The 15,545-nt window shown below is 28.6% G+C and carries 10 protein-coding genes and 1 tRNA gene; 8 read left to right on the plus strand and 3 right to left on the minus strand.

The window, feature by feature from the left end:
- Nucleotides 1-12: 12 nt before the first annotated feature.
- The 5 genes from pcsA to QIA19_RS01800 all read left to right on the plus strand — a co-directional run bounded on the left by pcsA (nucleotide 13) and on the right by QIA19_RS01800 (nucleotide 6,371).
- Nucleotides 13-717 (plus strand): phosphatidylcholine synthase, encoded by a 705-nt coding sequence (gene pcsA, locus QIA19_RS01780; protein WP_106017283.1) that lies wholly within the window; start codon nucleotides 13-15, stop codon nucleotides 715-717.
- Nucleotides 714-1,328: a DedA family protein gene (locus tag QIA19_RS01785; protein ID WP_301365392.1), complete on the plus strand. Its 615-nt coding sequence runs from the start codon at nucleotides 714-716 to the stop codon at nucleotides 1,326-1,328. Before pcsA ends, QIA19_RS01785 begins: the two co-directional genes overlap by 4 nt.
- A gap of 20 nt (nucleotides 1,329-1,348) precedes the next feature.
- Nucleotides 1,349-1,432 (plus strand) — tRNA-Leu (locus tag QIA19_RS01790).
- Between the two features lie 98 nt (nucleotides 1,433-1,530).
- Nucleotides 1,531-4,053 (plus strand): leucine--tRNA ligase, encoded by a 2,523-nt coding sequence (leuS, locus tag QIA19_RS01795; protein ID WP_301365394.1) that lies wholly within the window; start codon nucleotides 1,531-1,533, stop codon nucleotides 4,051-4,053.
- 14 nt (nucleotides 4,054-4,067) lie between these two features.
- Nucleotides 4,068-6,371, plus strand: a complete 2,304-nt coding sequence (locus QIA19_RS01800; RefSeq protein WP_301365397.1) for an efflux RND transporter permease subunit — start codon at nucleotides 4,068-4,070, stop codon at nucleotides 6,369-6,371.
- Here QIA19_RS01800 and lon read toward each other — a convergent pair.
- Entirely contained in the window at nucleotides 6,360-8,780 is a 2,421-nt protein-coding gene (lon, locus tag QIA19_RS01805) for an endopeptidase La (protein WP_301365399.1), read from the minus strand. The genes QIA19_RS01800 and lon overlap by 12 nt on opposite strands.
- 275 nt (nucleotides 8,781-9,055) lie before the next feature.
- On the opposite strand from lon, the gene recJ reads away from it, so the two are divergent.
- Genes recJ through rpsU form a run of 3 tightly spaced genes read left to right on the plus strand, consistent with a single transcriptional unit; the run spans nucleotide 9,056 to nucleotide 12,343 of the window.
- Nucleotides 9,056-11,182, plus strand: a complete 2,127-nt coding sequence (recJ, locus tag QIA19_RS01810) for a single-stranded-DNA-specific exonuclease RecJ (protein ID WP_301365401.1) — start codon at nucleotides 9,056-9,058, stop codon at nucleotides 11,180-11,182.
- Nucleotides 11,175-12,119 carry a M23 family metallopeptidase gene (locus tag QIA19_RS01815; protein WP_301365403.1) on the plus strand — a complete coding sequence of 315 codons (945 nt, stop codon included), beginning with the start codon at nucleotides 11,175-11,177 and terminating at the stop codon, nucleotides 12,117-12,119. Before recJ ends, QIA19_RS01815 begins: the two co-directional genes overlap by 8 nt.
- Nucleotides 12,120-12,133: 14 nt before the next feature.
- Nucleotides 12,134-12,343, plus strand: a complete 210-nt coding sequence (gene rpsU / locus QIA19_RS01820) for a 30S ribosomal protein S21 (protein ID WP_002656880.1) — start codon at nucleotides 12,134-12,136, stop codon at nucleotides 12,341-12,343.
- Between the two features lie 37 nt (nucleotides 12,344-12,380).
- On the opposite strand, the gene QIA19_RS01825 is transcribed toward rpsU, so the two are convergent.
- A complete protein-coding gene (locus tag QIA19_RS01825; RefSeq protein WP_301365405.1) occupies nucleotides 12,381-14,744 on the minus strand; it encodes a DNA translocase FtsK in 2,364 nt (787 codons plus the stop codon).
- Nucleotides 14,741-15,541 carry an undecaprenyl-diphosphate phosphatase gene (locus QIA19_RS01830; RefSeq protein ID WP_301365407.1) on the minus strand — a complete coding sequence of 267 codons (801 nt, stop codon included), beginning with the start codon at nucleotides 15,539-15,541 and terminating at the stop codon, nucleotides 14,741-14,743. The genes QIA19_RS01825 and QIA19_RS01830 overlap by 4 nt, the downstream gene beginning before the upstream one ends.
- Nucleotides 15,542-15,545: the final 4 nt, after the last annotated feature.

Below are 15,545 nucleotides of genomic sequence, written 5' to 3' on the forward strand. Positions count from 1 at the left end.
AGGAGATTTACTGTGAAAAATATCAATTTGATTTTAGCTTGGCTTGTACATATTTTTACAGCATCTGGCTTGATTGTAGGACTTTACTCAATAATTTCAATTGTAAATGGTGATTATTCTCTTCTTTTAAAACTAACAGTAATAGGGCTTATCATAGATGGAATTGACGGAACTATGGCAAGAAAACTTAAAGTTAAAGAATTAATACCTGAAATTGATGGCACTCTGCTTGATAATATTACAGACTATATAAACTATACATTCATACCCGTTATATTTTTTTATTTAGGAGAATTTATTGAAGAAAAATATAAAGTCGCCATTTGCATCGGAATTTTACTCTCATCAGCATACCAATTCTCAAGAACAGACGCCAAAACAAATGACAACTACTTTAGGGGATTTCCTTCTCTATGGAATCTCTTTGTGATATTAAACATAATATTTAAAATGGAACAAATAACAAATCTTATTACAATGTCAATATGCATTATAACAAGCTTTATTCCAATAAAATTTATTTACCCATCAAAAACCAAAGAATTAAGGAAAATTACAATACCAATAACAATAATAAGTTGCCTAATATTTGTTGTATCAATATTTTCAGAGCTGTCCACAACAGCGTTAAAAATGGCAAAAACAGTTCTTATCCTTTACTTTGCATATTTAACTTTAGCAAGCATATATTTAACTTATAAAACAAGAAATAGATGACAAAAATGTATATAAACACAATAATAGAATATATTGATTCAAACATAGCTTATTCCCCAATAGTATTTTTTTCTTTACTAATTTTAGCAGGACTTAATGTTCCTATTTCTGAGGATGCAATAGTGCTAATGGGTGGAATTTTATCTAGTCGAAAAAATGAATATACTGTATTAATATTTTTAGGAATTTTTTGGGGAGCCTATCTTGGAGACATAATATCTTTTTACATTGGAAAATTAATGGGAAATAAATTATTTAAAAACAAAAAAGACAATAACCTTCTTGACAAAATAAATTACTATTATGGTCAATATGGGGTACTAACTTTATTTATAGGAAGGTTTATACCCTTTGGAGTTAGAAACGCAATATTTATATCGGCAGGAATGGGAAATATGAAATCTAATCTATTTATTGTTTCTGACTTTTTTGCAACTTTGCTCTCAATAGTTGTTTATTTTACTCTAAGCTTTAAACTAGGCCAATCATTTGAAATAATATTTTCAAAAATAAAAATAATTATATTTGCAATATTTATCACTGTAATAGCAACAACAATAATAATCTACGTAATTAAAAAAAATAAAAAAGTTGACAAAAATTTAAAATAAAAAATATAATAATTAATAGTGCTGTGGTGGTGGAAGTGGTAGACACGCTAGCTTGAGGGGCTAGTGGGCGCAAGCCCGTGCTGGTTCAAGTCCAGTTCACAGCATCAAAATTGTTAGCAAATTATTAAATAAAATTAACAAAAATGCGATCTAAAAGAATATTAGAGAATAAGTTGTTGTGGGTTAATTTTCAAGAGGATAAATGTCTAAATACGAATTCATAAAAATTGAAAAAAAATGGCAAGAATTTTGGGATAATAATAAAACATACAAAGTAGAAGAAGATCCAAGTATTCCTAAGGAAAAAAGATTGTATATACTTGACATGTTCCCCTATCCTTCTGCCAACGGACTTCATGTTGGTCATCCAGAAGGATACACAGCAACAGACATATTTGGAAGATACAAGCTTTTGAATGGATTTCATGTACTTCACCCAATAGGATTTGATAGCTTTGGACTTCCTGCTGAAAATTACGCAATACAAACAGGAACTCACCCTCAAAAAAGTACAGAAGAAAATATTAATAAGTTTAAAAAACAAATAAAAGCTTTGGGGTTTGCCTATGATTGGGATCGAGAAATTAGAACACATGAGGAAAATTACTATAAATGGACACAGTGGATTTTCCTGCAATTATATAAAAAAGGGCTAGCTTATGTAAAAGAAATGCCTGTATGGTACTGCCCCGAGCTTGGAACGGTACTAGCAAATGAAGAGATTATTCAAACTTCAGATGGACCAAAATCTGAGAGAGGATCTTACAACGTCGAAAAAAAATATTTAAGACAGTGGGTTTTAAAAATTACAAAGTATGCTGAAAGATTGATAGACGACCTTGAAGAATTAGAATGGCCTGAATCTGTAAAAGAAATGCAGCGAAATTGGATTGGCAAATCAACAGGAGTTGAAATTGACTTTGAAATTGAAGGCCACAACGATAAAATTAAAGTCTTTACAACAAGGCCAGACACAATCTTTGGCATCACATATTTAGTGATCGCACCAGAAAATAAACTAATAGAAAAAATAACAAAGAACAACTTTAAACAAAATGTTTTAAAATATGTAAAGCGCGAAGAACTCAAAAGCGATCTCAATAGGACTTCTCTTGAAAAGGATAAATCGGGAGTTTTCACAGGATCTTACGCATTTCATCCAATAACAAATGAAAAAATTCCAATTTGGGTTGGAAGCTACGTACTAGGAACTTACGGAACCGGAGCTGTAATGGGTGTTCCAGCACATGATGAAAGAGACTTTCAATTTGCTACAAAGTATCAATTAGAAATTTTACCCGTAATATCAAAATCGGGGAAAAATGAAATATTAGAAAAAGCATTTGTTGATGATGGAATTTCAATAAATTCTCCCAATGAATTTAATAATCTTAAAAATTCTGAAGTAAAAGACAAAGTAATAAAATGGCTTACTAAAAACAAAAAAGGGAAAGAAAAAGTTACCTACAAGCTTAGAGATTGGATTTTTTCAAGACAAAGATACTGGGGAGAGCCTATACCCATTTTGTTTGATAAGCTTGGGAATGCAATACCTTTGGAGGAAAATAATCTTCCCTTAAAGCTTCCAGAAATTGCAAACTATAAACCTTCTGGAACAGGTGAATCTCCTTTATCAAGAATTAAAGATTGGGTAAACGTAAAAGATATGGACCTTATAAGAGAAACAAACACAATGCCTCAATGGGCAGGCTCTTGTTGGTATTATTTAAGATACTTAGACCCCAAAAACTCAAAAGAGTTTGCAAACAAAAAAAAAATTGAATATTGGATGCCGGTTGATCTATACATAGGTGGAGCTGAACATACAGTATTACATCTGCTTTACTCAAGATTTTGGCACAAAGTTCTTTATGATCTAGGATACGTAAATACCAAAGAACCTTTTAAAAAACTAATAAATCAAGGCATAATAACGTCATTTTCTTATCAAAAAGAAAATGGGGTTTTAATACCCAATGACCAAGTTATAGAAAAAGACAATAAATTTTTTGATAAAAAAGATAACAAAGAAGTAACCCAAGTAATTGCCAAAATGTCAAAATCTTTAAAAAATGTAATAAACCCAGACGACATTATTAAGGAATTTGGAGCAGACTCAATGAGAATTTATGAAATGTTTATGGGGCCACTAACAGATTCTAAACCTTGGAACACTAAAGGAATTATTGGTGTTTTTCGATTTTTAAACAAAATTTGGAACTTAAGAGAAAAAGAACTGTCAAAAGACAATCCTCCAAAGGAAATAATATCTGAACTACATAAAGCAATAAAAAAAGTCACAGAAGACACAGAAAAACTAAATTTTAACACAGCAATCTCCGCAATGATGATATTTATAAATGAACTTCTAAAGTATGAAAAAAATTATTTAAACATATTTAAACCGTTTATCATTATTTTATCTCCCTATGCACCCCATTTAGCAGAAGAGTTGTGGGAATATATTGGAGAGCTTCCTAGTTTATTTAAAAATTCAAAATGGCCAAAATTTGATGAAAGCCTTATCATTAAAGATAAAAAAGAAATCGTCTTGCAAATAAATGGAAAAATAAAAGACAAAATTTTATTAAACAAAGAAACAGACGAAGAAGAACTAAAAGAAATAGCAATGAGAAATAGCAAAATAAAATCAAACTTATTCAATAAAAAAATAGTAAAAATAATTGTAATTAAAAACAAGCTTGTTAACATAGTGATAAAGTAAAAAAGAGGCATTATATGGACTTTGAAGGTCTAAGCATTAGATATAAAGGAATTATATTCACAATATTTATCTTAATTACTATTTTTTTAGGATTTTTTTTAAAAAATCTTAAATTCGATGCAAACATCTTAAAGCTTATACCCAAGACCAAAGAAACTGAAAGCTTAATAGACATTGACAAAAGTAATTCACTTTTATCTACAATAGTAATATTTCAAGATAAAAAAAATATCTTCAATAAAAAAAATTTTGAAACAATAAACAGCGTAATCAATGAAATAACCAAAATTTTAAAAGTATCTCCAAATGCCGTTACAAGCATATTTTCTTATTTCCCACAATTTAAAAAAGAAATCTACACAGATAAAGATATAGAAGAAATAAAAAATAAAATAAAGGCAACTCCATTTGTAAAAAACACATTCTTAGGCAGCTCAGAAAATTTAATATACTTCATAATAATCCCATCAGAAAGTGACCAAATAAACTTCAGTAGAAATTTAAAAACCGAACTTGATGAGATGGAAAAAACAATTAAAAAATATGAAACTGACGATTTAAAGTTGTATCTTACAGGAGATTTAATAGTAAGAGAAAAAATTTTAAACTACATGGTTGAAGACTTCAAAATCTTAGGGCCTCTTGCTACTTTTGTAGTAATAATTTCACTCTATCTTATTATAAAAAATCTAATTGGCGCATTAATTCCTATTTTTATTGCATTATTATCATTGATTTGGACTTTTGGAATTAAAGGACTTGTACAATCCCCTATTACAGTGCCAGAAACTTCAATGATTGTTTTACTTATTTCAATCGGATGCGCCAATGCTGTACATATAATAAATGAAATATTTAAATTAATAAAAAAAGAACAACTCTCAAAAGAATCCATAAAAGAAACAATTAAAAAACTTAAAACACCCATCCTGCTAACATCTTTTACAACTGCATTTGGATTTTTATCTCTTACAACCTCTTCAATTAATGCCTACAAAACAATGGGTATTTTTATGTCAATTGGAGTAATTATCTCAATGATAATTTCATTAACCGTTTTACCTGGAATAATAACATTAATCCCATTTGCAAAAAAAAAGTCTTTTGAAAAAGAAAAAGAAAATAAACAAAATAAAATATTCTTCCTTGAAAGACTTGCCAAACTAAATACACAAATAACAAAATCTATATTAAAAAGAAAATATACATCCTCTATAATGGTCCTCATCATACTGGGAATTTCTTTTGTAGGTCTTTTAAAGATCGAAATCAATTTTGATGAAAAAGATTACTTTAAAGAAAGCACAAGTGTAAAAAAAACATTAAACCTAATGCAAAAAGAAATGGGGGGAATATCGATTTTCAAAATAGAAATTGAAGGCAAGCCCGGTGAATTTAAAAATGCTAAAGCAATGCGAATATTAGACTTAATTACAGATAAGCTTGATGCATTTTCTGCAAAAACTCAATCTAGTTCTATTAATGGCATTTTAAAATTTACAAATTTTAAAATTAAAAAAGAATCCCCACTAGAGTATAAACTGCCTGAGAACAAAATTATACTAAACAAACTGATAAATTTGATAGATAAAAGCGATTGGACTAAGGACAATAAAAGAATGTACATTAACGATGACTGGTCATTAATATCTATCATAGTAAGAATTGAAGACAACTCAACCGAAGGAATAAAAAAATTTGAAAAATATGCTATTAAAACAATTAATGAATATATGAAAAATAATAAATATCATTTCTCAGGTGTTTATGATAAGGTATTAATAGCTAAAACAATGGTAAAAGAACAGGTTATAAACATTATAACAACTCTTGGATCAATAACACTACTACTTATGTTTTTCTTTAAATCTATAAAAATCGGAATAATTATTGCAATCCCAGTAGCATGGTCAGTGTTTTTAAACTTTGCTGTAATGAGATTATTTGGAATAACCTTAAACCCAGCAACGGCAACAATTGCATCTGTAAGCATGGGAGTAGGGGTAGATTATTCAATTCATTTTTTCAATACGTTTATTTTACAATACCAAAAAAATCAAATCTACAAAACCGCACTTCTTGAATCAATACCCAACGTATTTAATGGAATATTTGCAAATTCTATTTCCGTTGGAATAGGATTTTTAACTCTAACATTTTCGTCTTATAAAATAATATCAACTCTTGGAGCAATAATTGCTTTTACAATGCTAACGACATCTCTTGCATCGCTAACTCTTCTTCCATTATTAATTTATTTATTTAAACCTAGAGTAAAACTAGCCTCAAACAACAATTTTAAAAAATTAAAACAATAATTTAATGACCTCGCGCATATTATCTACAAGATAAAAATTAATTCCGCTCTTAATGTTAGTAGGAATCTCTTCTAAATCCACTCTATTTGCCTTAGGAACAATAATATGCTCCACACCACTGCGCTTTGCTGCAATTATTTTTTCTTTAAGGCCCCCTATCATCATTACATTCCCAGTAAGAGAAAGTTCTCCTGTCATAGCCAAATGGGGTCTAACAACCTTATTAAGAGCAAGAGAGATAAAAGCACTAGCTATTGTAATTCCTGCAGAAGGCCCATCTTTTGGGGTAGCTCCTTCTGGAATATGTAAATGAATAATATTTTTTTCAAAAAAAGATTTACTAATACTTAAATCTCCTTTAATACTATTAACATAAGTATAGGCAATATTAGCAGATTCTTTCATAACATCTCCAAGTCTACCTGTTAATTTAATTCCACCTACCTTGGATTCCGTCTTTACAGTCTCAATCATCAAAGTTGAACCTCCATAATTTGTCCAAGCAAGGCCCATTACCATCCCTGAATACATAGCATTAGGCATGCTTTCTTTTCTAAAAACAGGAACACCAACATATTCTTCTAAATTGTCATTGGAAATTTGATAAGATTTAACCTCAGTATTCTCAATAAGCTTTCTAGCAACCTTTCTTACAATTTTGTTTAAATATTTTTCAAAATTTCTCACTCCATTATCTCTTGCATACTCTTGAGCAATTTGAACAAGAGATGAACTTTGAAATTTTAAAGAATCTTTATCAACTCCGTTTTCACTTAAAACTTTGGGAATTAAATACTTTCTTGCAATCTCTATTTTTTCGTTATCAATATATCCAGAAATTTCAATAATCTCCATTCTATTTAACAAAGGTCTTGGTATTGTTTCAACAGAATTAGCAGTTAAAATAAAAAATACATTCGAAATATCAAAAGGAAGATCAAGATAATGATCTCTAAACCTAACATTCTGTTCAGGATCTAAAACTTCAAGAAGAACCGAAAAAGGATCCCCATAACTTGAAGCAGAAATCTTATCCACCTCATCAATTAAAAAAACAGGAGAATTTGTCTTGGTAATTCTTAAGCCCTGAATAATTTTTCCAGGCAAAGCACCAACATAAGTTCTTCTGTGTCCCTTAATCTCCGACTCATCGCGCATTCCACCAACAGAAAACCTAAAAAACTTGGTACGCAAAACCTTTGCAATAGCTGCCCCAATAGAAGTTTTTCCCACACCAGGAGGTCCCACCAAAAGAATAATAGCCCCCTTTTGAGTCTTTCTTAATTTAAGAACAGAAATATATTCAATAATTCTATCCTTAACTTCGTTCATTCCGTAATGAGTTTTATCTAAAATTTTTTTAGATTTTTGCAAATCTAATTTATCAAAATTAATTTTCAAATCTCGCCAAGGAAGCTCAGTAATAAGTTCAAGATAATTTCTAACAACAATGTATTCAGCCGAACTTGTTTCAAGAAGCGAAAATTTTTCTAACTCTTTTTCAACTACCTCCAAAGGCTCACCCTTCAACTCTAAAGCCTTTAGCTTAGTTTTAAGCTTTTCTAAATCGCTGTTTTTTTTATCTCCTATGCCAAGTTCAGCTTTAATAGCCTTAAGCTGTTCTTTTAAAAAAAACTCTTTTTGCTGTTTCTCTAATCTCTCTTGAATGCCCTTGGCAATTTTATTTTGAATTTCAATTAAATTAAGCTCTTCATAAATCAGTTCTAAAACTTTTTTAAGCCTATCTTTTACATTCAAAGTTTCAAGAACTATTTGATGATCATTTTTTGAAGATGAAATAGTGCTGGCCACAATATCACATAGTTTCCCCTTATCCTCAATATTAACCATATTTAATTGAACTTCCGGCATTTTCCTATGTGCAAATATTTCTTTAGTTCTAAGCAAAATACTACCGTAAACTGCCTTTGATTGAATATCATCTTTTCTAACTGGAATTTGCTTTAAATAATCAATCTCAATTATGGGAAACTTATCATTAAGAACAACTTTAACAAATTTGATCCTATCAAAAGTTGAAACAAATATATTGTAACCACCATCCGGAAGATTAATTTTTTTTATTATCTTTCCAGTAACTCCAACAGAATAAATATCTTTACTATAATCAATAATTAATTTCTGTTGAGCATTATTGTTGTTTTTTTCTAAAAATTTATCATTCAAAACAAATAAGGCAATGATCCCATTGCCTTTCATAGCATAATCGATTGCTTTCATATCAGAATCAGAGATTAAAACAATCGGAATAAACATCCCTGGAAAAACTGGATGAGAAGGAACCGCTATTAAAGGCACTCTTGCGGGTTTATTAGAATGGGGTAAAATCCCAGCTACGGCTTTTTCTTTTTTTTTATCTCCTGACCTAGCTTTTTTAGATTCATCCATAAAATTTGAAATCTCCTAAGCTAATTATAACAAAACAAATATTTTATGGAAATTCATTTAATAATAATTTTTTTTATTATAAAATAATAAAATGAGAATTTTAACAGTTAAAATTATGACCATTAATTTGGATTATAGTAAAAATTACAATCCGCTAAAACTATACCATTCGATAATAAACATAATAACTACTACTTAAAATTAATTAATCTATGGTGAAGTTAGTAAAGAATAATCCTTGAAAAATCGATTAAAAATGAATTCTAGAGAAGTAAATGAAAATTTGGAAACAAAAAGAAACTAATATACAGGCCCAAGAATTAACTCGCATTGCTAAGCAATATAATATCAATACCTTTGCGGCAACTTTACTTATAAATCGAGAAATCAAAGAAGAAGATTTTATGTTTTTCCTTGAAGACAGCGTAAATTTATTGCACAACCCATTTTTATTAAAAAATATAGATAAATTTATAAACAGAATTAATAAAGCAATCAAAAATAATGAAAACATATTAATCTTTGGAGATAAAGATGCTGATGGAATCACAGCGACAATAATAATGTACGAAACTCTTAAAGATTTTGGACTTAATGTGAGCTATAAAATACCTTCAAATGGAGAGTTTTATGGACTTTCAAACGAATTAATCGACACAGCTTTAGAAAAAAAAATCTCTTTAATAATAACTGTTGATAATGGGATTTCTAGCATTGAAGAAATAAATTATGCAAATTCAAAAGGAATAGAAATAATAATAACAGACCATCATCTTCCAGGCGAAAATTTTAAAACTGAAAACATAGTTATAAATCCTCACCTAAAAGATGACAAATATCCATTCAAAGAAATAGCAGGATGTTGTGTAAGCTTTAAAGCTTGCCTTGCTCTTAATATGTCCTTTACAGACCTTTATTCTAAAAACCTTGTATTTTTATTTTTAGAAAAAACAAAAAATGAAATTATTCTTCACGCAATAGAAATAAACAACTACATTCTAAAACAATATCTAAGATTAAATAATAAAAATGATCCCTTAATTAACTCAAACAAACTAGAAAAATTTGTACAAAACAAATGTATAATAATCTTTAACAAAGAAGATCAAAATGAATTATTAAATAAACACTTCGCAAAAAGCATAAACATAAACACAATTGATATTAGTGAAAATTTTATAAAAAAATACCCAAACTTTAGAAAAAAAACATTAACGGACTTAATCCAAGCAACCAAATATTTCAAATACAAAGAAGTTGAGATTAAAGACAAGCTTTACTACATATTTTACAACGTAATTTTTGAAACTAACAGAAATTTGCTCCAAAAATGCCTAAAAAGACTTAGCTTTGTTGCAATAGGAACAATAGCAGACAATATGCCCATTATTAATGAAAACAGAATAATCCTAAAAGTAGGACTTAAAGAAATCGCACTAAGAGAGAGAATGTCTATTAATTATCTATTAAAAGATGCAAACATATTAACAAAACCAAATATAACTTCAACAGATATTGCATATAAAATTGCACCAATACTAAACTCAACAGGAAGACTTGAAAAAGCAGATATTGCAATAAATTTTTTACTAACTAATGACATTAATCAAATAGAGAACAAATTTAAAGAAATAAAAGAAATCAACGAACTGAGAAAATACAAAGAAGAAAAAGCTTGGAATTCGCATAATAAAAATACTATTTTTAAAAATGATAAATTCATAGTTTGCTATGATAACAATACTCCAAAAGGAATAAGTTCTAGAATTGCAACTAGACTTTCTTCTTACTACCAAAAAGTTGCTATTTTTTTAACAAAGCAAGATAACATTATTAAAGGATCAATTAGATCAAACAATAAAATCAATTCAAAAACACTAATATCAATAATACCTTCCCATTTAGTAATAAATTCGGGGGGTCATAAAGCTGCAGCTGGATTTACGCTGCATGAAAATTTACTCGAAGACTTTATTAAAGAATTAGAATATGCAACTACAAAAGTTGAATATGAAACTACTAATGAAAACGAATCAATACCAATAGATGCTATTCTTCCAAAGAATTTAACAAAAGATTCTCTTTTCAAAACAATAGAAATATTTGAACCTTATGGCTATGAATTTAGAGAGCCAATATTATTGATGAAAAATACTTACCTTCAAGAACTCAAAATAATTGACAAAAATCATAGCTCAAAACATATAAATATGCGAATTAAATCACAAAACGAATACTATAAAGCTATTTTTTTTAACGGAACAAAAAAAATAGAAGAATTGGATATAAAAGAAGATCAATACTTAGATATCATTTTTACAGTTAATGAAGATTTTTATTATCCTAGAGAAAAAATTTTGAAAATCATAGACATAAAAAAGAATGCTCAAATCAATGTATAAAATACAAAAAGTCCTACTTATACTGTGTATCCTAGGAATAGAAAATATAAATTCAGAAATAATAAATACTATTCCTAAAGTCCAATATAAAAAAGAGGCATTTCAAGGAGATTACATATACTTTGCAAGTAATCAAAACTTCAAAAGTTTATCACTTTTAAGCACAAATAAAAACCCAATCATAAGCTCTTCTCCGTTTAAATTTACAGTAGGAAGTAAAATTTACTACATAGCATTTATGGGAATTACACCAATGATAAAAGAAGGTAAAAGAAAAATTCAAATAGAATTTGAAAATAAAAGCTACATCAAGGAAATAGAAATAAAAAAATTTCACTTCAAAAGAACAAAAATTAGTTTTAATAAAGAAAAAGCCAAGCTTATCACCCAAAAAAAATCAACAAAACAAAAAGAACAGGCTTTGGTTTTGTGGAATATTATTGGCAATGCTGGAGACACAACAATATACCACTACGATGCTTTAGTCAAACCAATAAAAGATCAATACATTGTAACAAGCCTATACGGAGATTTAAGGCTTTACATGCAAGGTGACAAAAAAATTTCAAATTATACAATGCACAATGGAATTGATTATGCCCCATTCAAAAGAGAAAATACTCCGATTTTTGCTGCCGGCAAAGGAAAAGTTGTATTTGCACAAAATAGAGAGCTAACGGGCAACACCCTTATAATACAACATTTACCGGGAATATTTACAATTTATCTTCACCTCTCAAAATTGGGAATAAGTGAAAATAAAATAGTTAGTGCTGGGGAATATATTGGACATACTGGAAATACAGGCCTTTCAACAGGCCCTCATTTACACTTTGAAGCAAGAATTAATGGCATAGCAATAAATCCAGATTTCCTTTTAAATGGCATGCTTATTGACAAAAATAAAATAATAAATAATATTAAAAGAATAGAATAAAAGGGGGTGATTTTTTGGTAACAGTAACTGTGGACAAAAATGAAAATCTTGAAAAAGCATTGAAACGTTTTAAAAGAATGATTGAAAAAGAAGCAATTATTCGCGAATGGAAAAGAAGAGAATACTATGAAAAACCATCCACAATACGTGTAAAAAAGGAAAAAGCTTTTAAAAGAAAACAGGCAAAAAAAGTAAGAAAATTAAAACAAAAAACTAATAGATAGATCGCACAAGAGATGTTCAAATGGACATCTCTTTATTTTAAATTAACACCTCTCTTGGTTTTGATCCATTAACAGGTCCTACATATCCCATATCTTCCATAATTTCAATAATTCTAGCTGCTCTATTGTAACCTATCTTCAACCTTCTTTGCAGATAAGATGCTGAGGCTTTTCTTGTGGTTTTAACAATCTCAAGAGCTTCATCAAACATTGGCTCATCAGAAGGTCCAAGAGCAACCAAATCTGGCTCTTTTACACTATCAATAAATATTTCATCATCAATATAATTTGGAGAACCAAATTTTTTAACCTCTTCAACAAGCCTGTAAACTTCTCTTTCCTTTAAAAATCCACCCTGAATTCTTTGAGGAAAAGGATTTAAAGAGCTAATATAAAGCATATCCCCCTTTCCTAAAAGTTTTTCAGCACCAGAAGATCCAAGAATTATTCTCGAATCCATAGAACTGGCCACCATGAAAGAAATCCTTGAAGGAAAATTGGCTTTTATTACCCCCGTAATAACATCAACTGAAGGTCTTTGGGTCGCAAGAACCAAATGAATCCCCACAGCTCTAGCCATTGCAGCAAGTCTAGAAATTAAATTTTCCAAATCCTTTCTTGCAGAAAGAATAAGATCTGCAAATTCATCAATAATTATTACAAGATATGGCAAAATCATTAAATTCAAATTCTCATCTTTTATTTTTTTATTATAAGAAGAAATATCTCTTACCAATAAATTATCAAGAAGCACATACCTTCTCTCCATTTCATCAAGACACCATCTAAGAGCCTCTAAGGCTCTCTTTACATCTGTAATAACTGGAGTTAATAAATGAGGAATATCATTAAAAAGTTTAAGCTCAACTATTTTGGGATCTACCATAATTAATTTCACTTCATCTGGAGATTTTGAAAAAATAATTGAAGCAATTAAAGAATTCACACAAACAGATTTACCTGCCCCAGTTGCACCAGCTATTAATAAATGCGGAGAATTAACAAGGTCAAAAACAATATTTTCGCCACTAATCTCTTTTCCAAGAGCAAAAGGAATTCTAAAATCACCTCTGAATTCCTTACTGTCTATTATCTCTGAAATTAAAATAAACTCACGCCTTTTATTAGGGATTTCGATTCCTACAGCTTCTCTGCCAGGAATTGGAGCAATAATCCTAACCCTAATAGCCGCAAGCCTTAAGGCAATATTATCAGAAATAGAAGTGATCTTAGAAAGCTTAATTCCCTTATCCGGACGAACAGCATACATTGTCACAACAGGGCCTTTAATAATATCAATTAATTTGGCATTAATATTAAACTCTTTTAATGTCTCCTGGAGAATCATTGATTGCCTTTGGATTTCTTTATCATATTCAATATCCTCTACATCATTTTTAATCTCTTTCTGGTCAAAAACTGAAATATCAATAACGTAAGAATCACTTTTTTTATTCAAAGCTACACTTTCATTATAAGCATGAGAAATAGCGACCTGACTAATTATACCTTTAGCCCTTATCTCACAGGCTTTAACCTTTCCACTAATAATTAACTTATTATCCTCAAGATTGTCTAAATATTTATACTCACAAGACTCATTAATTTCATCTACATTTTCATCTGAATTTAAAGCATTCTCATTTAAAATGTCCTTATTTAAACAGCTTGCTTCTTTGAGATCTGAGCCTTCAAAAACAGTTTTGTCTAAATTAATATTGGAAGGCTTTTTATTGTTTCTTAAAAAAGCACTAAATGACCATAAAGCCTGATATTCTTCATCATTAATAATATTCTTTTTCTCATCAAAAACTTGAGAATCTTTAAGATCATCTACAGAATCCCCATAAACTTTAATATCTTTTTTTACATCCAATGAATTTGAAAAGGGAAAATAACTTAATATATTTTCAAACAAAATTTTAATCTTAAACTCTAAAAATTTAAAAGTATCTAAAATAAAATTAACATCCTTGAAAAAAACATAATTCAAGTAAATCCACACAACAAATTCTAAAATTAAAAGAGTAAAAATAAAAAAATTCCCCAATACTATGCCAAAATTAATAAGAAATATCTTAATAAAATAAGATTTTTCAACATTAGAATTAATTTTTATTAAAAATATTAAAGTAAAAAACAATATTACGGTATAATTCCAATTAAATATAAATCGTTTAGTAAAAATATGTTTTTTATAGGCGTACCAATTAACAATTGGATATACTATTAAATAAAATGACAAAAATGAAAAAACATTAAGAAGTATTTGTCCTAGTAAATTGAAAACAAAAAATACAAATACATTGCTCAAAGGGGTTAATGCTACAAAAAGAGAAAAAGAAATAACCGAAAGCATGAAAAAAAACAAAAATTGAAAATACTGATAAAAATCTTTCATATTCTAAAAAAATAACAAACTATAATTGAAAGTGCAAATAAATATATCGAAAAATAATACAGTTTTTTGTTATTAAGCATTTTAAAAAAGAAATTTATTGAGAAAATACCAACAACAAAAGCAACCAATGCTCCTAAGTTTATTTCAAAAAAATTTAAAACCATAAAAATATCATAAAATTCTTTATGTTTTAACAAAATCGCTCCAAAAACTATTGGAATTAAAGATAAAAATGAAATTTCAAATGCACTTTTTCTATTAAATCCAATAACCGAAGCCGAAAAGATTGTAATTCCTGAACGAGAGATTCCTGGAAGCGCACCCAAGCCTTGCATCAGACCCATAAAAATTCCTGCTAACAAAATATTACCTTTAAAATCAATTTTTAAAAAATTAAATTCTAGCATCAAGATTAAAATCCCTGTTATAATAAAATTAATTAAAACAAAAGGCAATGTAAAAATTCTCTCGTATTTTGAAATAAAAGTCCCAACAACTCCGGTAACAATGGTTATTATTAATATTAGCAATATTAATTTTAAGTTTGTTAAATCAGATTTAACAGTTTTTCTTAAAGAAAATCTAATAAAAGTTAAAAAAAGCTCTAAAATCCTTTTACGATAGTAAATAATAATCACCAAAACTGTTGCAAGATGTAAATAAATATCAAATATTATTGAGAGCTTTAAATTTATAAAATGCCTAAAAAGTAATAAATGTCCCGAACTAGATATTGGTAAAAACTCTGTAATGCCTTGAATAATGCCCAAAATAATTGCACTTAAAATATTTGTCATTAAA

Origin of the sequence: [Borrelia] finlandensis (assembly GCF_030438365.2) — a bacterium.
GTDB lineage: Bacteria > Spirochaetota > Spirochaetia > Borreliales > Borreliaceae > Borreliella > Borreliella finlandensis.